Genomic DNA, 24262 nt, shown 5'->3' with positions numbered 1-24262 from the left:
TAGCCGGCCGGGTCCCCGTGATCCGACCGGCATCCATACGCGCATAAACGCACAACACTCGCGTTAAACTGGTCTGAAATTAGCCTTAATACGCGAAAATTTCATCATCGCAGCCAATTGAGTGCCGATTCGGGCCGGCTTTATTGACCTGATCTACCTCTTATAAGATACCAGTAACGTATTTTTATTATGGTGTAGGCATGTACCGCGCCCTCACACGAGAGATCGAAGTCGTCGTCGAGCCCTTTTATCTGGAAGAGCAATCCGATCCGGATGACGACCGCTATGTCTGGGGCTACAAGATCGTCATCAGCAACAATTCGGACATGACCGTGAAGCTGGTGAACCGCTACTGGAACATCACCGACCAGAACGGCATCGTCGACGAAGTCATGGGCGCCGGCGTGGTCGGCGAACAGCCGACGCTGGAGCCGGGCGACACCTACGAATATTCCTCGGGCTGCCCGCTGGATACGCCTTCCGGCCTGATGTTCGGCCACTACCAGATGGAAACGAACGAAGGCGAGATTTTCGATGTCGAAATTCCCGCCTTCTCGCTGGATTCACCTGGTTTGTTGAGGGTCCTCAACTAGCGTCGTACCCATTGAACGGTGACGATCACTCCGCCGCCGATGCGACTTCCTCGACCTCATAACGATAGGTGGTCGAGCAGAACTCGCAGGTGACCGAAATCGTGCCGTCTTCTTCGCTCGCCTCGATCTCCTCGGCCGAAAATCCCTTCAGCACGCCCTTGATCTTCTCGCGCGAGCAGCTGCAGCGATCGAACACCGCGCGCGGCTCATAGACCCGCACGCCGCGCTCGTGAAACAGCCGGTAGAGCAGGCGCTCGGTGCCGACCTGCGGATCCGTGAGCTCGTCGGCATCGATGGTTTCGACCAGCGAGCGGGCTTCGGACCAGGCATCGTCTTCCGTGTGCCTGATCTCGCCCTCATCGCCATCGCCACCGTGCAGATCGGGCTGACGCATGCGCTCCGGCGCCTCGGGCAGGAACTGGGCGACGAGCCCCCCTGCCCGCCAGCGGTGACGCGGCTTGCCAGCTTCGTCGCGGTCAAACAGCTCGGCGGCCGCAAGGCGCACGCGGGTCGGGATCTGCTCCGACTGGCGGAAATAGGTGCCGGCGATGTCTTCGAGCGTCGCGCCGTCCAGCGCCACGATGCCCTGATAGGGCTGGCTGAACTTGCCCTGGTCGATGGTGAAGGCCAGCATGCCCTTGCCGAGAAGCTGCTCGGGTTCCGTCTTGCCCGCGGCGATCGCCTTTTCCAGTTCCGCCTCGTCGAAGCGGGCATAGGCGCGCACATTCTCGGGGGTCGAGAAATCGGCGACCAGCAGATCGACGGCGCCATCGCCCTTGGTCTGGACGGTGAACTTGCCTTCGAACTTCAGCGACGTGCCGAGCAGGACGGTGAGCGCGATGACTTCGGCCAGGAGACGGGCGACCGGCGCGGGATAGTGGTGGCGCTCGAGGATCGTATCCAGCATCGGGCCCAGCTGGACGGCGCGACCGCGCACATCCAGGCCTTCGACCTGAAAGGGAACGACATGATCATCACCGGCGAAGTCGAATTCGCCGAGGGCGGCTACAGGGTCTGCCATGGTCTTCTCCTAGTCTGAGAGTGGCGAACAAAAGTGTCCATCCACCCGCGCGGCCACGGGCCCTTCCGGCCGACCATGCCACGCATTATGGTTCAGATCGCGCCCAGGCACCAAGCAAGAATCGACTTCTGCGCATGAAGGCGGTTTTCCGCCTCATCGAAGACCACGGATTGCGGACCGTCGATCACTTCGTCGGTTACTTCCTCGCCACGATGGGCAGGCAGGCAATGCATGAACAATGCATCCTTGTCGGCCTGTGCCATCAAAGCCGAATTGACCTGATAAGGCTGGAAGACGTTGTGACCTCGGGCCCGATGTTCCTGATTCATGGAGACCCAGGTATCGGTCACCACGCAATCGGCGCCGGCGACCGCACGGTCTGCGTCATGACCAAGCATGATTTCGGCGCCCTCATTGCGGGCCCAGTTCAGATAGTGATCCTTCGGCTCGGAACCAAGGGGGACCGCCATGTTCATGCGATAGCCGAAACGCGCGGCACCCTCGACCAGCGAATGCAGCACATTGTTGCCGTCGCCCATCCAAGCGATAGTCTTGCCCTTGATGGGGCCGCGATGCTCTTCGAAGGTCATGATATCCGCCATGATCTGGCAGGGATGCGTATCATCCGTCAACGCGTTGATGACGGGAACCGTCGCATGTTCGGCGAGTTCGAGCATACGCGCATGATCGGTGGTGCGGATCATGATCGCATCGACATAGCGCGACAGAACCTTGGCGGTGTCGCCGATCGTCTCGGCGCGACCGAGCTGCATTTCGGTGCCCGAGAGAAATAGCGTTTCGCCGCCGAGCTGGCGCATGCCGACGTCGAAGGAGACGCGCGTGCGGGTCGAGGGCTTTTCGAAGATCATCGCCAGCATCTTGCCGGCCAGAGGCTTGTCGCCCGCACCAGCCTTGAAGGCCTGTTTGCGGGATTTGGCGTCATCCATGATGAGCCGAAGGTCCGAGGAGGTTACCGCGGAGAGATCGAGGAAGTGTTTGGGGGAAGCCATGTGTCTATACCTGTTACGCCCGCCGTCAGGCAGGGCACCAATCCATTCAAGCCGTCTTCTTTGCCTTGGCGCGCACGTTCTCGGCAGCACGCTCGAGACGGCCGAGACCTTCGCGGGCTTCATCCGCGGTGACGACCAGCGGCGGCAGAAGACGAATGACGTTGTCGCCCGCCGGGATGGCGAGCAGGTTGGCCGCACGGATCTCCTGCAGCAGCTCCGCCGAAGGGACGGCCGCCTTGACGCCGAGCAGCAGACCTTCGCCGCGGATATCCTCCATCACATCGGGGAAGCGATCCTTCAATGATGCGAGTCCCTGACGGAAGACGAGCGCCACATCGTTGACGTGCTGCAAGAAGCCTTCTTCGAGGATGACATCGAGCACCGCGTTGCCGACGGCCATGGCAAGCGGGTTGCCGCCGTAGGTGGAGCCATGTGTACCGGCCTTCATTCCTGAAGCGGCTTCGGCCGTGGCTAGGCAGGCGCCGAGCGGGAAGCCGCCACCGATGCCCTTGGCGACAGCCATGATATCGGGCGTGACGCCGGACCATTCATGCGCGAAGAGCTTGCCCGTGCGACCGACACCGGTCTGCACCTCATCGAGGATCAACAGCAGGCCCTTCTCGTCGCACAGCTGACGCAGCGCCTTCATGAACTCCTTCGTTGCCGGGCGGACACCGCCTTCGCCTTGTACCGGCTCGATCAGAATGCCGGCTGTCGCGTCAGTGATCGCGGCGCGCACGGCTTCGATATCGCCGAACGGGACCTGATCGAAACCCGGCGCCTTCGGGCCGAAGCCTTCGAGATACTTCTCCTGGCCACCGGCGGCGATCGTCGCCAGCGTGCGGCCGTGGAAGGCGCCTTCGAAGGTGATGATGTGGAAGCGCTCGGGATGGCCCTTCGAATATTGATAGCGGCGCGCGGTCTTGATCGCACATTCAAGCGCCTCAGCGCCGGAATTGGTGAAGAACACCTTGTCCGCGAAAGTTGCGTCGGTGAGCCGCTTGGCAAGCCGCTCCTGCCCGGGAATCTCGTAGATGTTGGACAGATGCCAGACCTTCTCGGCCTGATCCTTCAGCGCGCCGACGACATGCGGATGGCTGTGGCCGACCGAGGTCACGGCAACGCCCGCGCCAAAATCGAGATATCGCTCGCCGGTTTCGGTGATGAGCCACACGCCCTCTCCTCGCTCGAACCGCAAAGGGGCACGAGAGTAGGTATCATAAAGCGGCGCGGCTTCAGCCATGGCGCGATCTCCTGTCATTGCGCTGTCGATTACCCGGACTCCGGCTAAGAAAAGCGATGTCCGGAAATTAAAAATGCCGCCTTTCGGCGGCGAGCAGCACTATTGTCTTTTCGCACTGCAATGTCAACAAAACTGAGGTTTTCCGGCATGCGTCAAGCCGCCATTCAAGACGTCGGGACCTATCAACAATTAATGTTGCAGAAATGACTCTGTCGTCCAGCAAGTTGGGGAAAACCAAGAAATCGATTCGCCGAGATTCAACCGACTCTTGTCACGGACTCGCCCTCACTCTAGGTTAAAACTCAATTACTAGACTGCATGCGGCGGAACTAGTCACCACAATCGAGCAAGCGTTTCTTGGTTCGGATACATCCGCGCCAGGGGTGAAGGATTCTGCCTACACCAACGCTAAAAGGCGGAGACAGGGCATGAACTGGACAGATGAACGCGTTGAAAGACTGAAGAAGCTTTGGGCCGAAGGCCTGAGCGCCAGCCAGATTGCGGCACAACTTGGCGGTGTAAGCCGTAACGCCGTTATCGGCAAGGTCCACCGCCTGAACCTGCCGGGCCGAGCGAAGGCCGGTGGCACGTCCACTGCGACCCGCGCACCGAAGCGCCAGGCAACTGCCGCCCCGCGCGCTGCCAACAGCTTCAACGCCTCGCGCATTTCCGCGACCCGCGCGGTTGCCCGCCAGCAGGGCTCCGCTCTGCTGAAGGAAGACATGGACATCGATGCGATCGAGGAAGTCCGGTACCGTCCGTCTTCGAACGTCGTCGTTCCGATCTCGCGTCGCCTCGGCCTGACGGAGCTTACCGAGCGCACCTGCAAGTGGCCGGTCGGCGATCCGCTGACGGATGACTTCCACTTCTGCGGCTGCGAGTCCCCGGACACTTCGCCGTACTGCACCTACCACCAGAAAATGGCTTACCAGCCTGTCAACGAGCGCCGCAAGGCCGCCAACCGGGTCGCATGACCCGGCAAGCCGGATAAGGAACAAAAGAAAACGGGCCTTCGCGGGCCCGTTTTTCGTTGCTGGGATGAGATGGAAGCGCCTTACGCTTCCATGGAATAGCCGGCGCCGCGAACCGTGCGGATGACATCCTGCATGTTCGAAAAGTTGAGCGCCTTGCGCAGGCGGCCGACGTGCACGTCGACAGTGCGCTCATCGACATAGATGTCGTGGCCCCAGACACCGTCGAGAAGCTGCGAGCGCGAGAAGACGCGGCCCGGAGACGCCATCAGGAACTCCAGCAGGCGGAACTCGGTCGGTCCGAGGCGGACTTCGCGGCTCTTGCGGTGCACGCGATGGGTTTCGCGGTCGAGTTCGATATCGCCGCACTTCAGCAGCGACGAGAGAACCTCCGGCTTGGCGCGGCGCAGCATCGCCTTGACGCGGGCAACGAGCTCAGGTGTCGAGAACGGCTTGACGACATAGTCGTCGGCGCCGGTCGACAGGCCACGAACGCGTTCGCTTTCCTCGCCGCGCGCCGTCAGCATGATGATCGGCAGGCGTTCCGTTTCCGGGCGCATGCGCAGACGACGGCAAAGCTCGATGCCGGATACGCCGGGCAACATCCAGTCGAGGATGAGCAGATCCGGCGTGCGCTCCTGCAGCCGGATCTCGGCTTCATCGCCACGCAGGATGGTATCGACCTCGAAACCTTCGGCTTCGAGATTATAGCGAAGAAGCACGCTCAGTGCTTCTTCGTCTTCAACGACGGCTACTCTTGGGATCATTCGTCTCGGTCTCCTGGGGGCGTGGGTCCGGAACGCTTATTCCGTGACCGCGCCGACGGTGTTGGCGGTGTCGTCCTTCGGACGCTCGCCTTCCGGCTGGGCGCCGGTGGCCATGTAGTAGATGGTCTCGGCGATGTTGGTGGCGTGGTCGCCGATGCGCTCGATGTTCTTGGCGCAGAAGAGAAGATGCGTGCAGCTGGTGATGTTGCGCGGATCTTCCATCATGTAGGTCAGCATCTCGCGGAACAGCGAGGTGTACATCGCGTCGATTTCCTCGTCGCGCTCGCGGATAGACTTCGCCTTGTCGGCAACGCGGCTGGTGTAGACGTCGAGCACTTCCTTGAGCTGGACGAGCGCCAGTTCGGCGAGGTGTTCGAGACCGCGAGCGAGCTTGCGCGGAACCCCGGTGCTCTGCACGGCGATGACGCGCTTGGCGGTGTTCTTGCCGAGATCGCCGACGCGCTCGAGGTCGGCGGCGATGCGGATCGAACCCATGATCTCGCGAAGGTCGGCAGCCATCGGCTGGCGGCGAGCGATGGTGATGATGGCCTTTTCGCCGACTTCACGCTCGGCGTTGTCGAGGATCACGTCGTCGGAGATGACCTTCTGGGCAAGCGAGGTGTCGCCATTGACCAGGGCACGGACGGCGTCCGAAACCATCTGCTCGGCAAGGCCACCCATCTCCGAGATACGGCGGGTCAGGAACTTGAGATCGTCGTCATAGGCGGAATAGATATGTGTCGATGCCATGGGGCTTATCCTTGAATGTCCTGAGGTTTACCGGTGTCGGAGATCAGCCGAAGCGGCCCATGATGTAATCCTGGGTGCGCGGATCATCCGGGTTGGTGAACATCTTGTCGGTATCGTTTTCCTCGACGAGGTTGCCGAGGTGGAACATGGCGGTGCGCTGCGAGACGCGGGCGGCCTGCTGCATCGAGTGGGTGACGATGACGATCGTGTAGGCTTCGCGCAGCTCGTGGATGAGCTCCTCGACCTTGGCGGTCGCGATCGGGTCGAGCGCCGAGCAGGGTTCGTCCATGAGGATGACCTCAGGGCTGACGGCGATGGCGCGGGCGATGCACAGACGCTGCTGCTGACCACCCGAGAGGCCGGTGCCGCCTTCATGCACGCGATCCTTGACCTCGTTCCACAGGCCGGCGCGCTGCAGGCTCTGCTCGACGATGACGTCCATGTCGGCCTTCGCTTTGGCGAGGCCGTGGATGCGCGGACCGTAGGCGACGTTCTCGTAGATCGACTTCGGGAAAGGGTTCGGCTTCTGGAACACCATGCCGACGCGGGCGCGCAGTTCGACAACGTCGATATCCGGATCGTAGATATCATCGCCATCGAGCGTGATCTTGCCGGTGACGCGGCAGTTGTCGATCGTGTCATTCATGCGGTTCAGGCTGCGCAGGAAGGTGGACTTGCCGCAGCCCGACGGACCGATGAGCGCCGTCACAGTATTTTCGCGGATGTTCAGCTTGACGTCGAAAAGGGCGCGCTTTTCGCCGTAATAGACGGAAACGTCCTGGCCGATCATCTTGTAGGGAATGCTGTTCATCTTCTGGTCCAGAGCCTTTTCAACTGCTGCTTCTGTCAACATGTTCATGGGGTTATACTCCGTTTACCAGCGGCGCTCAAAGCGACGGCGCAAGAGGATGGCTCCGAAATTCATGACGATCAGGAACAGGAGCAGGACGATGATGGCGCCGGATGTACGCTCGACAAAAGCGCGTTCGGCTTCGTTTGCCCACATGTAGACCTGCACCGGCAGAGCCGTGGAAGGATCAAGCGGGGTGGACGGTGCGTTGGCGACGAAGGCGACCATACCGATCAGCAGCAGCGGCGCGGTTTCGCCGAGCGCATGCGCCAGACCGATGATGGTGCCGGTCAGAATGCCGGGCATCGCCAGCGGCAGGACATGATGGAACACCATCTGCATCTTCGATGCGCCGAGACCGAGTGCTGCTGCGCGGATCGAAGGGGGCACGGCGCGCAGTGCTGCGCGGGTGGCGATGATGATCGTCGGCAGCGTCATCAGCGTCAGCACCAGGCCGCCGACCAGCGACGCGGAGCGCGGCAGGCCTGCGAAGTTGATGAAGACGGCGAGGCCGAGCAGACCATAGACGATCGATGGAACGGCCGCGAGGTTGTTGATGTTGACCTCGATCAGATCCGTCAGCTTGTTCTTCGGTGCGAACTCTTCGAGGTAGATCGAAGCGGCGACACCGATCGGCAGCGAGAGAGCGAGCACGATCAACATCAGGTAGAGCGAGCCGATGAGGGCGACGCCGAGACCCGCGGCCTCCGGACGGCTGGAGTTGCCGTTGACGAAGAGGCCGGTGTTGAACTCCTTGTGGAGCGTTCCGCTGGCCGTGAGCTGCTGCATCCAGCCGACCTGGCGGTCGTTGACCTTGCGGTTCTTCTCGTCGACGGTCAGATCGATCTGGCCCTTGTTGGCAGAGTCGACGTTGGCGTCGGCGAGCAGCGTGACGTTGACCGTCTTGCCGATCAGCGACGGGTCGGCGACGACCATGTCCCGGAGCACGATCGGGGCGCCCTTGGAGATCATCGCGGTGGCGTCACGAACCTCAGGACGGCTCTGGGCGTTAATGCCGAGCGTCTTGACCATGGCGTCGCGGATCAGCACCGGATAGTTGGCGGCGATCAGCACCGACGGATCGGTGGCACGCTTGTTATTGGGATCGAGGACCTTTTCGGAGAACTCGATGGGGAGCGTGATCGCGGTCTGCGCGAAGGCCGTATAGCCCTGACGGATGACCGTGGTCAGCAGGATCGCGAGGAAGATCAGACCGAAGGAGATGGCAGCGATGCCATAAGCCTGGAAGCGGCGCTCAGCGGCGTAACGACGCTTGATGCCGATGTCGCGGCGGGCCGGCGCCTTGGAGACGACGACGCCCTGTCCGGAGGAAACAACGTCCGTCATTCGTACTGCTCCCGGTATTTGCGCACAATGAAGAGCGCGTAGATGTTAAGGCAAAGCGTGATGAAGAAGAGCGTGATGCCAAGGGCGAAGGCGACCAGCGTCTGCGGCGAGGTGAACTCGAGGTCACCCGTCAGCTGGTTGACGATCTTGACCGTCACCGTCGTCATCGGCTCGAACGGGTTGATCTGAATGCGTGCGGCGACGCCGGCGGCGAGCACGACGATCATGGTCTCGCCGATGGCGCGCGAGGCGGTCATCAGGAGAGCGCCGACGATACCCGGCAGGGCGGCGGGTAGCACGACCTTCTTGATCGTTTCCGAGCGCGTCGCGCCGAGACCGAGCGAACCGTCACGCAGTGCGCGCGGCACGGCGGTGATGATGTCGTCCGACAGCGAGGAAACGTATGGGATCAGCATGATGCCCATGACGATACCGGCGGTCAGAACGCTCTGCGCCTGGATGAAGTTGCTGTAATCGCCGGTCAGAAGGCCGTTCACCTGGGACGAGAGATCGCGCAGGAACGGGCCGACGGTGACGAGGGCGAAGAAGCCGTAGACGATGGTCGGGATGCCTGCCAGGACTTCGAGCAGCGGCTTGGCGATCGAGCGAACCTTGGGGGCCGCGTATTCCGACATGTAGATCGCCGCGAAGAGGCCGACCGGAACGGCGACCAGCATGGCGACGAAGCCGATGTAGAGCGTGCCGAGCAGCAGCGGGATCAAGCCGAACTGGCCGAAGGAGGAGCTGCCGGCGCCGGCAAAGCGCGGATCCCAGACGGTGCCGAAGAAGAAATCAGCGGCCGGAACCTCGGCGAAGAAGTGCGCGGCTTCCGTCAGCATCGACAGCACGATGCCGACGGTGGTGAGGATCGCGATCGAGGATGCGAGCAACAGGCCCCAGAGCATCACGCGCTCGACGCGGTTGCGGGCACGAAAGCGCGGAGCGACTTCGCGAAGCGCGTAGAAGCCACCGCCAACGGCCAGGACGAGCACGACGAGGGTCATGATCAGACGGCTGACGCCGCTTTCGGCGTTCAGCTTCTGCGCGCCTTCGATCATGTAGGGCTGCGGCTCGCCGGCGAGCGGAACGCCCTTGGCGGCGAGTTTCGCCTGCAGGCCGGCCGGATCGCTGGCGACCGGGGCTGCGTCTTCCGGCGCCAGCAACGGCAGGCCGCGGGCGATGGCGCTGACCATGCCGTAGCTGAGGTTCTGCTGTGCTTCCGACTGCGCCTTGACGTCGTCGGGGAAAGCGCCGCGTACGGAGGATTCGATAATGGAGGGGGCGATGGAGAGCCAGGCGCAGAGAACGATCAGCGCCGGCAGAATGGTCCAGATCGCGGCATAGGCTCCGTAGTAGCCTGGCCGGGAATGCAGTGCCGAGGACTTGCCCCCGGAAAGCGCTGTCGCGCGGCTGCGCGCTGCCAGGAAGGCAACGGCGCCCAACACGACGAGGCACAAGAGTAAGACGGATGTACTCATTCGTTAAGGTCCCCAGGCCCTTGGCCCCAAAAAGCGAAAACGGCAACCCGCCAAACTCGGCCGCCAGATTTCGGCTTCCGATCATGGAAGCGTTCAACTTCACCGCTCCCCTAGAGCGGCAAAGGCAATGCCGGCGCGACCCCTTGGATCGCGCCGGCAAAGTTCATTACATGGTCTTGCCGTCTTCGACAGCCTTGCGGGTGGCTTCGCGCTCAGCGTCCGGAGCTGCAACCAGGCCGTATTCGACGAGCGGGCTGTCAGGGCCAACCATCTGGTCGGATACGAAGAAGTTCACGTATTCCTTCAGGCCCGGGATAACGCCCAGGTGAGCCTTCTTGACGTAGAAGAACAGCGGACGCGAAACCGGGTAGGTGCCGTCAGCGATCGTTTCCGGGCTCGGAACGATACCCTTGACGGTAGCAACCTTCAGCTTGTCGGCGTTGTTTTCGTAGAAGGAGAGGCCGAATACGCCAACGCCGGTCTTGTTGGCAGCGATGCGTGCCAGCGTTTCCGGATAGTCGCCGTCGATATCGACAGCAGCGCCGTCCTTACGAACAGCAACGCAAGCCTTGCTCTGAGCAGCCTTGTCGGCGATTTCCTTGGCGATCACGTCGAGAGCGCCGGAGTCCTTGCAGCCAGCAGCGAGAACGTTCAGTTCGAACACTTCGCGGGTGCCGTGCTTTTCGCCCGGGATGTAGGCAGCGATATCAACAGCCGGGAGCTTCGGGTTGACTTCAGACCACTTCTTGTAGGGGTTGGCGACGAGCTTGCCATCGACAACAACCTGAGCTGCGAGAGCCTTGTAGAGGTCGGCCGGCTCGTAAGCGACGTCTGGGTTCGAAGCGTCGGTTGCGAAGACGATGCCGTCGTAGCCGATCTTGACTTCCTGGATGTCGGTAACGCCGGCTGCCTTGCAGGCTTCCAGTTCCTTGGCGTTGATCGGACGCGAAGCGTTGGCAACGTCGATCGTGTCAGGGCCTACGCCCTTGCAGAATTCCTTGAGGCCAGCGCCCGTACCGCCGGATTCAACGACCGGAGTCTTGAAGTCCTTGAAGGTTTCGCCGAAGGTTTCGGCAACGATCTTTGCGTAAGGCAGAACCGTGGACGAACCACTGACCTGCACCTGATCGCGAGCAACGGCTGCGCCAGCGAAAGCGGCGGAAGCAGCGAGTGCGGCGACCGTAAGTTTAAAAGCGTTCATGTCAATCTCCCGGACATATAGCGGTCTGAGTGCGGCCTGGAACGGCCCTCTGAGCGGTGCCGTTTGTTCATCGGCACGCTCTCTTTAGCTCCCGATGCACAGAGGTTTTATGTCAGTTCGATGAAACATTTGTGACAGTTTAACATATTGAAATATATCAATAATATTTGCGACCATATGGACCGTAATGCGGTTTTATGTCAAAATCTGACGGTAAAGCTCGTTCCCTTGCCCACTTCCGACTTCACAATGAGACGGGCGCGGTGGCGTGTGAGGATGTGCTTGACGATGGCAAGGCCGAGGCCAGTACCCTTCTTGGAGCGGCTATCCTCGATGTTGACGCGATAGAAACGTTCGGTCAGGCGCGGCACATGCTCGGCCGGAATGCCAGGACCCTTGTCCACTACGGTCACCTCGACAGGAGTGCCGGGATCGTTCTTCAGGAAAACCTCGACCAGCTTGCCTTCCTGGCCATACTTGCAGGCGTTCTCCATTAGGTTTTCGAAAACCTGGACCAGTTCGTCGCGGTCGCCGGCAACCTCGGCCTTGCCTTCCGGCAGATGCAAGACCATCTCGACGCCGACATCCTTGGCGAGCGGCAGCAACGCGTCGCGGACGTGCCCCAGCAGAGGGACCAGATCGACCTTCTCGTCCGGCGCGATATGCGACTTCAACTCCAGGCGCGAAAGAGAGAGCAGATCGTCCACCAGTCGGCTCATGCGTGTCGTCTGGTCGAACATGATACCGAGGAAACGTTCCTGTGCCTTCAGATCGTTCTTGGCCGGTCCCTGAATAGTCTCGATGAAGCCGCGCAGCGAGGCGAGCGGCGTGCGCAATTCGTGGCTGGCGTTGGCGACGAAATCCGAACGCATGCGGTCGATCCGCCGCACTTCAGATATATCGCGGAAGGAAAGGACGAACAGGCGCTCGCCGTGGCCATTGTGGGCGACCAACTCGACCGGTGCGCTACGGACGATATAGACGCGTTCGGACGGCAGGCGCTCGGAATGCTCGATCTGGTTCGGCGCATTGGTGGCGATCGTCTCACGGAGCATATCGAGAATGCCCGGCGAGCGAAGCCGCGCGGAAATATGCGCGCCGATGACGACCTCGCCAAAGGCCTTTTCGGCGGCCTTGTTCTGAAACAGCACGGAGGCATCGCCGGCGAGCACCATGACCGGGATATCCAGCGCCGAGAGCGTGGCCGAGACTTCCGGTAACAGGCTGCGCGAGGCCGGCTCTTCTTCTATGGTCGACGGCTCTTCCGCAATCGGTTTCGGTGTGGTCGGCTGTGCCGACCACACGGCCGCGACGATCAGGATCAGCAGAAGCGCAAGGACGCCCCACCCGTTCATTCCGGCAACCGTGGCAATCACGGCGATAGCGATCGCCACCATGAGAACGAAACGCTGCCGACGGAGACGTGCCGTCAGCCTCTCCATCCATGACTTCTCGTCTTCCAAGTGTCCCCCGCGCCGCCAAACCGGTCTTTTCACGCTATCAAACTTTGCCTGATAGCGGTGATTCATGACAGAAATTTACGATTGCTGCCAGCAAGCCCGAAAAGCTTGACGATGACGCACAGATTTTTGCGTCTCGCCAAGCCGTTTGATTTTCAATGGAAAATATGTTCGCCTGCACCACATGAAAAGCCGAGGAGGACGACCATGGCCGAAGATGTCGAGAGCAGAGCAGTGGAATTGGAGATCGGCGGCAAGAAGCGCATCTTCGACGTGGACGATCCTGTCCTGCCCGACTGGGTGGACGAGGACGCGCTCAAATCGGGCGACTATCCCTACAACAAGAAGCTGAAGGAAGACGAATATCTCGACGACCTGAAGAAGTTGCAGGTCGAACTGGTGAAGCTGCAATTTTGGCTGCAGGCGACAGGCAAGAGGGTAATGGCGCTGTTCGAGGGACGCGATGCCGCCGGCAAGGGCGGCGCGATATCGGCGTCATCTGCTCATATGAATCCTCGCCTCGCCCGCGTCGTCGCGTTGACCAAGCCGACGGACCGGGAGGCCGGGCAATGGTATTTCCAACGGTATGTGGCGCAGTTTCCGACGGCGGGCGAATTCGTGCTTTTCGACCGCTCCTGGTACAACCGCGCCGGCGTCGAGCCGGTCATGGGCTTCTGCACGCCGAAGCAATACGAGGACTTTCTCGAACAGGCGCCGCAGATCGAAAAGGTGATCGCCCACGAGGGTATATTCTTTTTCAAGTTCTACCTGGATATCGGCCGCGAAATGCAGCTGAAGCGCTTCCATGACCGGCGGCACGATCCGCTGAAGGTGTGGAAGCTGTCGTCGATGGATATCGCGGCGCTGACGAAGTGGGACGACTACAGCGAAAAGCGCGACCGGATGCTGAAAAAGACGCACACGGAATTCGCGCCGTGGACTGTCGTGCGCGCCAACGACAAGCGTCGCGCCCGCATTAACCTCATTCGCCACCTGCTTTTGACGATCGACTATGACGCCAAGGACAAGGGCGCGATCGGCAAGCTCGACGACAAGATCATCGGCTTCGGGCCCGATTTCCTGAAATGATCACTGCCCCGGCAGGATGCGCACGGCGTAGAGGTTGATGCCGCGCGCCTTGTCGTCCACGTCGCTGTTGATCAACAGCGCACCGGGCGAGCTTGGCGCCAGCGAGCGATCGAAACGGACCTGAAGGAGCACATCCGACTTCTGGCGCGTCACGGAAAAGCGGTGCCGCGCGCAATCCCCCAGCGTCTGGAAGTCACACTCGACGGTGATCTGCGTCGGCTGATCGGACGTCGACTGCAGGGTTATGGCGATCGTCGAGGATTTGCCGGCCAACTGTTGCAGGACCTCGGCCGAAACGGGGATGCCGATATTGCCGTCGCTGCCGTTGCTCTGCGAGGTCAGACGAATGGCGGGTCCATCATTCTCGGCGATGTTCTCGGCCTTCGACTGCGCGCCCTTTTTAAGGCTCGCCGCATCGGACGGCTTGAATACCTCGATCCATTCGGACGAGAAGGAGTTCTGCGGATCGATGACGACGGGCGGATTGCCGGATGCATCGCTGTTGGCGCTCTGGTTCTCGTCCTCACCATCGAAGTCTTCCGGCTGCGTGCTTGCCGGCGGGTTGGCGACGCTGGTGTCGCGCTCGGCCGCCGACATCAAGATGCCGGATGTATAGGCCCACCAGGCGCCCATGCCGATAAAGGCGAGAAGGACGCACCAGACCAGCAGCCGCGAGAAGAACTTGCGCGGCTTGCGCCTCGCAGCGGCGCGTTCCGGCTTGAAATCCATGCCGGCCGCCGGCTTGCGATCAGCGGCGAAGGTTTGCTCGGGCGCTTCCGGCGCCGCCAGATGATCAGCGCTGCCCGCATGCACATCGGCGAGGCTCGCTTCATCCGCGAAACGCGGATCCGTCACGACGTGTTCGCGGGTTTCGCCGCCGAAGGAGATGTCTCCGGTCTCGCGACGGGTCATCGGCTGAGACGGCGGCATCTCGACGACGGGCGGCACCTCGACCTCGGGCGGCCCCTGACGCGGATGCATACGCTCGCGTTCCTCCGCCTCGATCATGTGGATCGTGGTTTCCAGGCGATGGCGGTGATGGCTGATGGCCTCGACATCGGTGATGTCCTGCTTGCGCAGTCCCGCTTCCAGCGCCTGACGCGCGGATTGATAGATCTTGGCTCGGACTTCGGGATTGTCGCGATCGGCATTGTTGAGTGCCGTTCTGATTGCCGTTTCTAATCCGCTCACGTCCGGTCCTTTACTCTGAGACTGGGCATCATGCTTAACAGTTCGTCAATGCGGTAGCCGCTGACGCGGCAAACCGCAAGCCTTGCGCCTTGTTCCGTGCCGATCGGCAGGGGATAACGAAACCGCCGCGTGCAAGTCCACGGCCCACAACAATAACCGATATTCGCAAAATCGATAGACGGCCTTTTCCAGTGCCATTTGCTCTGCTATCAGATTGACGTTTTCGTAAACGTCAATAACGTGGTGTATCATGTCCCTGCCCCCGATCCTGACGCAGAACCTCAGACTTCCGGTCGTCGCTTCGCCCTTGTTCATCATCTCGCATCCCGCGTTGACGCTGGCACAGTGCAAGGCCGGGATCGTCGGGGCCTTTCCGGCGCTCAACGCGCGGCCGGAAAGCCAGCTGGACGAATGGCTGGCGATGATCACCGAGGAACTGGCGGCGCATAACGTCGCAAACCCCGGGCGGCCGGCCGCCCCCTTCGCCGTCAACCAGATCGTCCACACATCGAACAAGCGGCTGGAGCATGACCTGATGCTCTGCGTGAAGTACAAGGTGCCGATCGTAATCTCCTCACTCGGAGCGGTGCCGGAGGTGAATGCCGCGGTGCATTCCTATGGCGGCATCGTGCTCCACGACGTGATCAACAACCGCCACGCCAACTCGGCGATTCGCAAGGGAGCCGATGGGCTGATCGCAGTCGCGGCCGGCGCGGGCGGCCATGCCGGCACGCTTTCACCTTTCGCGCTGGTGCAGGAAATCCGCGAATGGTTCGACGGGCCATTGCTTCTGGCAGGCGCCATCGCCAATGGCGGCGCGATCCTGGCGGCGCAGGCCATGGGCGCCGACATGGCCTATATCGGCTCGCCCTTCATCGCCACGCAGGAAGCACGCGCGACGGAGGCCTACAAGCAGGCGATCGTTGCAGGCGCCGCGAACGACATCGTTTACTCCAACTATTTCACGGGCGTGCATGGCAACTATCTGAAACCCTCCGTCACCGCCGCGGGCCTCGACCCCGACAATCTGCCGGCCGCCGATCCCTCCAAAATGGATTTCGAACAGGCGGTGGGCGGCGCCAAGGCATGGAAGGACATTTGGGGAAGCGGCCAGGGGATCGGCGCGATCAAGGCGGTGGAACCTGTCGAGCGTCTCGTCGGTCGGCTTGAGCAGGAATACATGTCTGCCCGCGCCCGGCTGTCGCTCTGACTTTCGCCCGATATTCAGATAGCGGATTTCGCATCGCATTGGTTTTTTTCGCAAAGGCGCGAGACGGCGCTTGAAATCTTCCGGCAATGCTTGTATCAGCGCCATGCAAATCGCGGGCCGGATCATTCGGCCGCCAACGTTGCCGCTTTAGCTCAGGTGGTAGAGCACATCATTCGTAATGATGGGGTCGCAGGTTCGAGTCCTGCAAGCGGCACCATTCTCCAAAAAACGACAGTCAAGCGAGCAGTGCCGCAGGCATTGGTTATCCGCATGCACCGCGCATCGATCGGATATTCTTGGAACAAAGCCATTCCGCGTGGGTTAACCCTGCACGCTGGCTTCAGCACCCAGCGGATTCATTTCCAGTAATGCCGACCAAACTTAGCCCCGCCATCGTGCGGGGCTATTTTTCTGGAAGAGGCATTTTCGGCCCAAGACGAAAGTGGCGCTCCAAGGTGGCATCATGATACGCCGCGACTGATGTTCTGACCACGAGCCGGGGAAATCCCAGAAAAAAGCCCTCTCCATCAGGAAAGGGCTCTCAGCGTTCAAGTAAGCGGCAGTTTTAACGGCAGACCTTCCTGTACTTGGTAACCTCGCGGCCGTGGCTGATCCTGACCTGATAGGATTCCGTCCAGCAGCGACGGTACTGAACACGATGGCGGTGGCGGTCGTAGCGGTCGCGGTCGTGGCGATAGAAGGGATGATTGTTGCGACCCGGCTCACCGAACTGGACAGTGACGCTATCCGCATATGACGGCATCGCGGTTGCGAACAGGGAAGACACGGCAAGGGTAGCGGCAACGATGGACTTGAGCATTACATTCTCCTTTGTTTTCAAGGAGGAAACGTCGCGTACTACTGTTTGTTCAATCACTCCCCGTTACAAATTTGATATATTCGTCACAGCGCACGGCGCGCCGTATCTGCCCTCAGCAAGGAGGAACGAAGCGGCCGTTGCGAAACATTCGCCGCTTCTTCAAACGTCTTCCGCTCCCGTCTGCGGCAGGGATTGAAGCAGTGTCTGGCGCGCGGAGCGCAGGTGCAGACGGCAGGAGAAATCGATTGCCTTGGGATCGCGCGATTCCAGCGCCGCGATGTAATCCAGGTGCTCGTGGATGGCGCGCTCGTTGCGCTGGCGGGCGAATGCCTTGTTCCACTGGTAGTGATAGTGGAAAATAATGGCGATTGCGTCATAGAAATCAGCGATGAAGCGGTTCTTGGCGGCGCGGTGGATCAGCAGGTGGAAACGCTCATCCAGGGCTGAAAAATCCTTGTAGCGGAGGTCGAGATCGGCCAGCATGGCCTCGTGCTCCGCCTTGATTTCCGCCAGTGCCTGCCAGGCATCGTTTTCGGGCGGCAGCTTGACGAACTCGGCGGCGGAGTGGAGTTCGAACATCTCGCGGACATCAGCCAGCTCGAGCGCGAACTCGCGCGTGAAACCCTTCAATATCCAGTGGCTGTTCGGGCGTTTCTCGATAAGGCCGAACCGCGAAAAGCGGATAAGGAACTCGCGGACGCTCGTCGTGCCCGTGCCGATCTCGCGGGCGAGTTCCAACTCGTTGATCTGCATTCCGGGCGCTGCATCATCGGAAAGTATGCGCTGCATGAAGCTGCGCTCGATCACGTCGTGCAGCGAATCCGTTTCCTCGGAGGGATAGAAATCCTGGGCGGTGGGTTCGCGCAGCACCGTCTTCTGGCGCTTGTTCCACAAAATGATGCCCTCGTCCGCTAGGCGGGTCAGGATCGCCCGTGCCGTGCTGCGGCTGATGCCGAGCTGGGCGGCGATGTCAGGTTCGGACGGCAGGGTCGCGTCCTGGCGGAGCGCCGCCGCGTAGCGATTGTATGCTTCCTTGAAGACCGTGTTCTGCCTTGCCATGCGTGCGTCGCCCCTTGCCTGATCGCTGCATACCGCTTGCCCAGCGAGTGGGCGGACAGCGGGATGCGCGTCGGCTTATCTATCAGCAATCCTTATCGATTCCGGATTGTCTGCGGCTGTTTGCCTCCCTCGTCCGCAGGATCAACAATCCCGTTGACTTGAAAATGTTTATTGTAGATAAAAAACAAAATCAATTGCATTCGCCGTGCAGCGGACGCTTCTTCAGGGAGGAGAAGAGATGAACAAGGACCCCTGGATCATTCTGTCCAATGGCGACAACGTGGCCGTAGCGACGGCGGCCATTCCCGAGGCAGCGGAGGTCGCGGGCGTCAGGACGCGGGAGAAGATCGATCCCGGCCACAAGGTCGCGCTCACCGATATCGCGCTTGGACAGCCGGTGGTGAAATACGGACAGGCGATCGGCCGGACGACGGCTGAGGTAAAGGCGGGCGACCATATCCATAGCCATAACCTCCACTTCGAGAACGACCGGCTGGCGGCGACGGCCAATGCGGCGCCGGAAGAGGCAAGTGCTGCCGACAAGGCCCGCACTTTCATGGGTTATCGCCGCGCCGACGGGCGGGCCGCGACGCGCAATTACATCGGCGTGATCGCCAGCGTGAACTGTTCCACCACCGTCTGCCGCGCCATCGCGGAGACGGCGAACCGGACGTTGCTGCCGCTCTATGAAGGCATCGACGGCTTCGTGCCGATCGTCCACGATCAGGGTTGCGGCATGAGCTCGACGGGGGACGGCATGGCGGTCCTGCACCGGACGCTGGCCGGCTACACCCGGCACGTGAACTTCGGCGGCGTGCTGATGATCGGGCTCGGCTGCGAGGTGAACCAGTTGACGCTCTACGGCCAGAGCGGCGCCGGCAATTCCAAGCGGCATTTCAACATCCAGGACGCCGGCGGTTCGCGCCGCGCGGTCGAGCGGGCCATGGGGATGCTGCGCGAGATCGCAGAAGATGTGAGCCGCGAGCGCCGCGTTCCGATCCCGATCGGCGAGATCATCATCGGCCTGCAATGCGGCGGCTCCGACGGTTTCTCCGGCATCACGGCCAACCCGGCGCTCGGCGTGGCCGCCGATCTTCTGGCCGCGGCCGGCGGCACGCCCATCCTCTCCGAGACCTCGGAAATCTACGGCGCCGAACATCTGCTCCGCAGCCGCGCGGTGAGCGACGAGGTTGCCCGCAAGCTCGACGATAAGATCGCCTGGTGGGAAAAATACGTGGCGATGCATGGCGCCTCGCTCGACAACAACCCTTCGCCCGGCAACAAGCGCGGCGGCCTGACGACCATCCTGGAAAAATCGCTCGGCGCCGTCGCCAAGGGCGGCCGTTCGCCGCTGACGGCGGTCTACGGCTATGCCGAACGTGTGACCGCCTCCGGACTCGTCTTCATGGATACGCCGGGCTACGATCCGGTCTCGGCGACTGGCCAAGTGGCGGGCGGCGCCAACATGATCGCCTTTACCACGGGACGCGGCAGCTGTTTCGGTTGTCGTCCGGCGCCGTCGATCAAGCTTTCAAGCAATTCGGCGCTCTATGCCGCGATGGAAGAGGACATGGATATCGACTGCGGCACGATCGCCACCGGCGACGTGACGATATCAGCCAAGGGCCGCGAGATCTTCGAACTGATCATCGACACGGCATCGGGCAGGAAAACCAAGAGCGAGGAGTTCGGCTACGGCGATAACGAATTCGTGCCGTGGCATCTCGGGGCAACATTGTAGGATAGTATTGCAGGTCTTCAGAGGAGGAATGATGAAGACGAGGAGGATCGGCAGGACAGATCTCGCGGTGACCGAAGTGAGCTTCGGCGCCGCGGCTCTCGGTGGCCTCTACCGTGCCTGCCCGCGCGAGCAGGCGATGGAAACGCTCGAAGCCGCCTGGGACAGCGGCATCCGCTATTTCGACGTGGCGCCATGGTACGGGCTCGGGCTTGCCGAGCGCCGCATGGGCGACTTCCTGCGCGAGAAGCCGGAGAGCGAGTGGGTGCTCTCCACCAAGGTGGGACGGCTGCTGCGGCCGGTGCCGACTGGGACGGTTCCCGATTACAGCTACGTCGACCCGCTCTCCTTCGATGCCGATTACGACTACAGCTATGACGGCATCATGCGTTCGGTCGAGTTCAGCTATGCCCGCCTCGGGCTTAACCGCATCGATATCCTCTATGTGCATGATATCGGCGGCTATACGCATGGCGCGGCGAAGAACGCGGTCTATCTGCGGCAGTTTCTCGACGGCGGCATCAAGGCGCTGGAGGAACTGAAGGCATCCGGCGCGATCAAGGCCTTCGGGCTTGGCGTCAACGAGGTGCCTGTTTGCCTCGACGTGATGCGCAACGCCGACATCGACTGCATCCTGATGGCTGGACGCTATACGCTGCTCGATCGTTCCGCCGTCGGTGAGCTGCTGCCGCTTTGCCGGCAAAAGGGGACATCGCTCGTTGTCGGCGGCGTCTTCAATTCCGGCATTCTGGCAACGGGGGCCGTGCCCGGATCGAACTTCGACTACATGCCGGCAACGCCCGATGTTCTCGCCAAGGTCGCTGCGATGGAAGAGATCGCCGGGAAGCACGGCGTTCCGCTGGCCGCCCCTGCCCTGCAGTTTCCGCTGCGTGATCCGCTCGTGTCCTCGGTGCTGATCGGCACCGCCAAGGCCTCCAGCGTGATCCGCAACATGGAGCTCTTTTCACCGACACTGCCGGATTCTATCTTCCCCGAATTCGACCCCCTCACACTCGTCGCTCCACCGTTGGGCGATGAAGCCGTACGCGTTTAAGGAACAGACATGCTCAAAGGAATTCATCCGGTTCTCAACCCCGACCTCCTGCGCGCTATTGCCCGCATGGGGCATGGCGACGAGATCCTGATCGCCGACGCCAATTTTCCGTCCAGCACCATGGGCCCCGAGGTCATCCGCGCGGACGGCGTCAGCGCCACCGAGATGGCGGAAGCGATCCTCACGCATCTTCCGCTGGATACCTTCGTGCCAGATTCAGCCTGGCGGATGGAAGTCGTCGGCGATCCGCAGGCCGAACCAGAGGTCTGCGTCGAGTTCCAGACTATCGTTTCCAAGCGTGCCGGCGATTTCAAGATCGTGCCGGTCGAGCGCTTCGCGTTCTACGAACGGTCGCGCAAGGTGGCCTACATCGTCGCGACCACCGAATTTCGCCTCTACGGAAACCTGATCCTGAAGAAGGGCGTGGTGCATCCGCATGAAGTCTTCCGGGGATGAAACCGAAAGACTGAGGTGGATACCAAAATGGAATAAACGTTCCGTGTTGACAAATATTCGGAACCAATGTTTCATTCATTAACAGAGTGCCGGTCCGGTACACTGCTCGGAAGGGAGAACCGAGGAGGAGCAGACCGGCGTAAACGCCAATGATGCTGGAAAATCGAGCCGACTTGCATTTCATCGTCGGCTCGGCTAGCGTCCGAAAGGTAAATGTTTTTTATCGATAAAAATCTCCCGTTCGCGTTCGGCGGGAGATTCCTAGGAGGAGAACGCACCTGAGAGGAGAACACACATGCGCATGAAATCCATTCTTTCGCGTAGAAGCTTCACCGCGCTCGCGGGCGCTGCCGTCATCGCCACGGCGATGCCGCTGCCGTCGTTCGCAGCCGACGTGACGATCCCGATCATCGTCAAGGACACCACGTCCTTCTATTGGCAGATCGTTCTCGCCGGCGCCCGCAAGGCCGGCCAGGATCTCGGCGTGAAGGTGCCGGAACTCGGCGCGCAGGCCGAAACCGACGTCAACGGCCAGATCAGCATCCTCGAGAACGCCGTTGCCGGCAAGCCTGCCGCGATCGTCATCTCGCCGACCGAATTCAAGGCGCTCGGCAAGCCGATCGATGAAGCCGCGAAGTCCGTTCCGATCATCGGCATCGATTCCGGTGCAGACTCCAAGGCCTTCAAGTCGTTCCTGACCACCGACAACGTCCAGGGCGGCCGCATCGCCGCCGACGGCCTTGCCGCTGCGATCAAGGAAATGACCGGCAAGGATGAAGGCGATGTCGTCATCATCACCAACACGCCCGGCGCCGGCTCGCTCGAGCAGCGTCGCGAAGGCTTCCTTGATCAGGTCAAGACCAAGTATCCGGGCCTGAAGGTCGTTGCCGACAAGTATGCCGACGGTCAGGCCACCACCGGTCTCAACATCATGACCGACCTGATCACCGCCAACCCGAATATCGTCGGCGTCTTCGCCTCCAATCTGATCATGGCGCAGGGCGTTGGCCAGGCGATCGCCGAAAACAAGCTCGGTGACAAGGTCAAGGTCATCGGCTTCGACAGCGACGACAAGACGATCGGCTTCCTCAAGGACGGCGCGCTTGCCGGCCTCGTCGTGCAGGATCCCTATCGCATGGGCTATGACGGCGTGAAGACCGCGCTTGCCGTATCCAAGGGTGAGAAGGTCGAAGAGAACGTCGATACCGGCGCCAACCTGGTGACCAAGGCCAACATGGCCGATCCGAAGATCGACGCCCTCCTGAACCCGAAGATCAAATAATCTTCCAAGGGGCCGCGCGCGAGCATTCCCGCGCGGCCTTTCTTTGCCGCTGCCATCATCCGCCTGAGGAGCGCGGAGGGCCGGCGGAGAGACGGGAATTCGCGAGGAGGAGAAGACGTCCATGAGCCTGGAAGAGATCAGTCATCGCCATGATGACAGCGCCACGCTGAAAGAGGCCGACCGCATTCAGGCGGGCATGCCCATCCTCGAACTCAAGGGATTGCAGAAGAACTACGGCTACGTGCAGGCGCTGAAACCGGCGACGATCACGTTCCTGGCCGGCGAAATCCATGCGATCGTCGGCGAAAACGGGGCCGGCAAATCGACCCTGATCAAGCTGCTCACCGGTGTCATAACCAGAACCGCGGGCGAGATCCTGTGGTGCGGCCATCCGGTCGCGCTGGCGACGCCGAACGAGGCGATCGCGCGCGGCATCAATGCCGTCCACCAGGAAGTGGTGCTCTGCCCGCACCTGACGGTTGCCGCCAACATGTTCCTGGGCGACGAAGTCAACAAGTTCGGCATGATGCGCAAGAAGCAGATGGTGAAGATGGCGCAGGCTGTCCTCGACGACCTCGGCTTTGGCCTTCCCGCCGCTGCCCTGCTCAGCGACCTCACCATCGGCCAGCAGCAGCTGGTCGCCACGGCACGCGCCGCGATGCGCGGCACGCAGTTCCTGATTTTCGACGAGCCGACCGCCTATCTGACCCGCCAGGAATCGGCGCAGCTGTTCAAGCTGATCCGTCGCCTGCAGAGCGAAGGCGTCACCATCGTCTATATCAGCCACCGCATGGAGGAGGTCTTCGAGCTGGCGGACCGCGTGTCCGTGTTGCGCGACGGCACCCATGTGGGCACGCGCCTGATCGGCGAGACCAACGACAACGAGCTGATCGCGCTTATGATCAACCGCTCGATCGAACAGATCTACCACAAGGAAGAGATCGCCATCGGCGAGACGATCGTCGAAACCCGCGGCCTCTCCGGGCCGGGTTTCCAGGACATTTCATTGTCGGTCAAGGCCGGCCAGATCGTCGGTCTCTACGGGCTGATCGGCGCCGGGCGCAGCGAATTTGCGCTCGGGCTCTACGGCCGCGAGAAGACGACGGCGGGCGAAATCCACTGGATGGGCAAAAAGGTCGACATCAAGAACGAGCGCAAGGCGATGGAGCTCGGCATCGCGCTGGCGCCGGAAAGCCGCCGCGACCAGGGGCTCTGCCTCAACCTGCCGATCGGTCTCAACATCAACCTTCCCGTCTTCGATCGGTTGAGCAAGGGGCCGGTGATCGGCCTTGCCGACGAAGCCAGGAACGCCGACCAGCAGATCCGCGACCTCTCGATCAAGACCCCGAGCCGGCGCGTGCTGGTTTCGGCGATGTCGGGTGGTAACCAGCAGAAGGTCGTCATCGGCAAGTGGCTCAGCCACGGCGCGCGGCTCTTCATCTTCGACGAACCAACCGTCGGCGTCGACGTCGGCACCAAGGCGGAAATCTACCGGCTGTTCGCGCGGCTCTTGAAGGAAGGCGCCGGCATCATCCTGATCTCGTCCTACCTGCCCGAGGTCTACGAACTGGCGGATGAACTGCATGTCTTCCGGACCGGCAAGCTGGTGGCGAGCCACGGTTTCCATGCGGCGTCACATGAACAAGTCCTCAGCGAAGCGATCGGCGTCTGA

22 protein-coding genes and 1 tRNA gene are annotated in these 24262 nt (G+C 61.4%); 10 read left to right on the top strand and 13 right to left on the bottom strand.

Annotated elements, in window-relative coordinates:
• Nucleotides 1-200: 200 nt before the first annotated feature.
• A complete protein-coding gene (gene apaG / locus QTL95_RS10195) occupies nucleotides 201-593 on the top strand; it encodes a Co2+/Mg2+ efflux protein ApaG (protein WP_289719858.1) in 393 nt (130 codons plus the stop codon).
• 25 nt (nucleotides 594-618) lie between these two features.
• Here apaG and QTL95_RS10190 read toward each other — a convergent pair whose 3' ends face one another.
• From QTL95_RS10190 to QTL95_RS10180, 3 genes are all read right to left on the bottom strand, one after another.
• On the bottom strand, nucleotides 619-1614 hold the full coding sequence (locus QTL95_RS10190) for an Hsp33 family molecular chaperone (RefSeq protein ID WP_289719857.1): 996 nt from the start codon (nucleotides 1612-1614) through the stop codon (nucleotides 619-621).
• A 92-nt stretch (nucleotides 1615-1706) separates the two neighbouring features.
• Entirely contained in the window at nucleotides 1707-2624 is a 918-nt protein-coding gene (argF, locus tag QTL95_RS10185) for an ornithine carbamoyltransferase (protein ID WP_289719856.1), read from the bottom strand.
• Nucleotides 2625-2670: 46 nt separating this feature from the next.
• Nucleotides 2671-3867, bottom strand: a complete 1197-nt coding sequence (locus QTL95_RS10180) for an aspartate aminotransferase family protein (protein ID WP_289719855.1) — start codon at nucleotides 3865-3867, stop codon at nucleotides 2671-2673.
• Nucleotides 3868-4295: 428 nt separating this feature from the next.
• Here QTL95_RS10180 and QTL95_RS10175 point away from each other — a divergent pair, with 428 nt between their 5' ends.
• On the top strand, nucleotides 4296-4841 hold the full coding sequence (locus tag QTL95_RS10175) for a GcrA family cell cycle regulator (RefSeq protein ID WP_289719854.1): 546 nt from the start codon (nucleotides 4296-4298) through the stop codon (nucleotides 4839-4841).
• A gap of 80 nt (nucleotides 4842-4921) precedes the next feature.
• On the opposite strand, the gene phoB is transcribed toward QTL95_RS10175, so the two are convergent.
• From phoB to phoR, 7 genes are all read right to left on the bottom strand, one after another.
• On the bottom strand, nucleotides 4922-5605 hold the full coding sequence (phoB, locus tag QTL95_RS10170) for a phosphate regulon transcriptional regulator PhoB (RefSeq protein WP_037187663.1): 684 nt from the start codon (nucleotides 5603-5605) through the stop codon (nucleotides 4922-4924).
• 36 nt (nucleotides 5606-5641) lie between these two features.
• A complete protein-coding gene (gene phoU / locus QTL95_RS10165) occupies nucleotides 5642-6355 on the bottom strand; it encodes a phosphate signaling complex protein PhoU (RefSeq protein WP_037187665.1) in 714 nt (237 codons plus the stop codon).
• Between the two features lie 43 nt (nucleotides 6356-6398).
• Nucleotides 6399-7214, bottom strand: coding sequence for a phosphate ABC transporter ATP-binding protein PstB (gene pstB, locus QTL95_RS10160; protein ID WP_289719853.1), 816 nt, complete (start codon nucleotides 7212-7214; stop codon nucleotides 6399-6401).
• Nucleotides 7215-7229: 15 nt separating this feature from the next.
• Nucleotides 7230-8552, bottom strand: coding sequence for a phosphate ABC transporter permease PstA (pstA, locus tag QTL95_RS10155; RefSeq protein WP_289719852.1), 1323 nt, complete (start codon nucleotides 8550-8552; stop codon nucleotides 7230-7232).
• Nucleotides 8549-10030, bottom strand: coding sequence for a phosphate ABC transporter permease subunit PstC (gene pstC / locus QTL95_RS10150; RefSeq protein WP_289719851.1), 1482 nt, complete (start codon nucleotides 10028-10030; stop codon nucleotides 8549-8551). The genes pstA and pstC overlap by 4 nt, the downstream gene beginning before the upstream one ends.
• 166 nt (nucleotides 10031-10196) lie before the next feature.
• Nucleotides 10197-11231, bottom strand: a complete 1035-nt coding sequence (locus QTL95_RS10145) for a substrate-binding domain-containing protein (protein ID WP_289719850.1) — start codon at nucleotides 11229-11231, stop codon at nucleotides 10197-10199.
• A 200-nt stretch (nucleotides 11232-11431) separates the two neighbouring features.
• Nucleotides 11432-12673 carry a phosphate regulon sensor histidine kinase PhoR gene (phoR, locus tag QTL95_RS10140; protein ID WP_289720349.1) on the bottom strand — a complete coding sequence of 414 codons (1242 nt, stop codon included), beginning with the start codon at nucleotides 12671-12673 and terminating at the stop codon, nucleotides 11432-11434.
• Between the two features lie 225 nt (nucleotides 12674-12898).
• On the opposite strand from phoR, the gene ppk2 reads away from it, so the two are divergent.
• A complete protein-coding gene (gene ppk2 / locus QTL95_RS10135) occupies nucleotides 12899-13780 on the top strand; it encodes a polyphosphate kinase 2 (protein WP_289719849.1) in 882 nt (293 codons plus the stop codon).
• Here the strand turns inward: ppk2 and QTL95_RS10130 are convergent, their stop codons facing one another.
• Nucleotides 13781-14971, bottom strand: a complete 1191-nt coding sequence (locus QTL95_RS10130) for a hypothetical protein (protein WP_289719848.1) — start codon at nucleotides 14969-14971, stop codon at nucleotides 13781-13783.
• Nucleotides 14972-15221: 250 nt separating this feature from the next.
• On the opposite strand from QTL95_RS10130, the gene QTL95_RS10125 reads away from it, so the two are divergent.
• Nucleotides 15222-16181 carry an NAD(P)H-dependent flavin oxidoreductase gene (locus QTL95_RS10125; RefSeq protein WP_289719847.1) on the top strand — a complete coding sequence of 320 codons (960 nt, stop codon included), beginning with the start codon at nucleotides 15222-15224 and terminating at the stop codon, nucleotides 16179-16181.
• Between the two features lie 141 nt (nucleotides 16182-16322).
• Nucleotides 16323-16398: transfer RNA gene (locus tag QTL95_RS10120), tRNA-Thr, on the top strand.
• Nucleotides 16399-16746: 348 nt separating this feature from the next.
• Here QTL95_RS10120 and QTL95_RS10115 read toward each other — a convergent pair.
• Nucleotides 16747-17001 carry a hypothetical protein gene (locus tag QTL95_RS10115; protein WP_289719846.1) on the bottom strand — a complete coding sequence of 85 codons (255 nt, stop codon included), beginning with the start codon at nucleotides 16999-17001 and terminating at the stop codon, nucleotides 16747-16749.
• A 159-nt stretch (nucleotides 17002-17160) separates the two neighbouring features.
• Complete coding sequence (locus QTL95_RS10110) at nucleotides 17161-18060, bottom strand: GntR family transcriptional regulator (protein ID WP_289719845.1); 900 nt, start codon at nucleotides 18058-18060, stop codon at nucleotides 17161-17163.
• 238 nt (nucleotides 18061-18298) lie between these two features.
• On the opposite strand from QTL95_RS10110, the gene QTL95_RS10105 reads away from it, so the two are divergent.
• From QTL95_RS10105 to QTL95_RS10085, 5 genes are all read left to right on the top strand, one after another.
• Complete coding sequence (locus QTL95_RS10105) at nucleotides 18299-19801, top strand: UxaA family hydrolase (RefSeq protein WP_289719844.1); 1503 nt, start codon at nucleotides 18299-18301, stop codon at nucleotides 19799-19801.
• Between the two features lie 31 nt (nucleotides 19802-19832).
• Nucleotides 19833-20852, top strand: coding sequence for an aldo/keto reductase (locus tag QTL95_RS10100; protein WP_289719843.1), 1020 nt, complete (start codon nucleotides 19833-19835; stop codon nucleotides 20850-20852).
• 9 nt (nucleotides 20853-20861) lie between these two features.
• Complete coding sequence (locus QTL95_RS10095; RefSeq protein WP_289719842.1) at nucleotides 20862-21308, top strand: RbsD/FucU family protein; 447 nt, start codon at nucleotides 20862-20864, stop codon at nucleotides 21306-21308.
• Nucleotides 21309-21603: 295 nt separating this feature from the next.
• Nucleotides 21604-22590 carry an ABC transporter substrate-binding protein gene (locus QTL95_RS10090; protein ID WP_037187696.1) on the top strand — a complete coding sequence of 329 codons (987 nt, stop codon included), beginning with the start codon at nucleotides 21604-21606 and terminating at the stop codon, nucleotides 22588-22590.
• Nucleotides 22591-22711: 121 nt separating this feature from the next.
• On the top strand, nucleotides 22712-24262 hold the full coding sequence (locus QTL95_RS10085) for a sugar ABC transporter ATP-binding protein (protein WP_289719841.1): 1551 nt from the start codon (nucleotides 22712-22714) through the stop codon (nucleotides 24260-24262).

Source organism: Rhizobium sp. S152, from assembly GCF_030380735.1.
Classification (GTDB): domain Bacteria; phylum Pseudomonadota; class Alphaproteobacteria; order Rhizobiales; family Rhizobiaceae; genus Rhizobium.
This window is presented reverse-complemented; position numbering and strand designations above follow the sequence as displayed.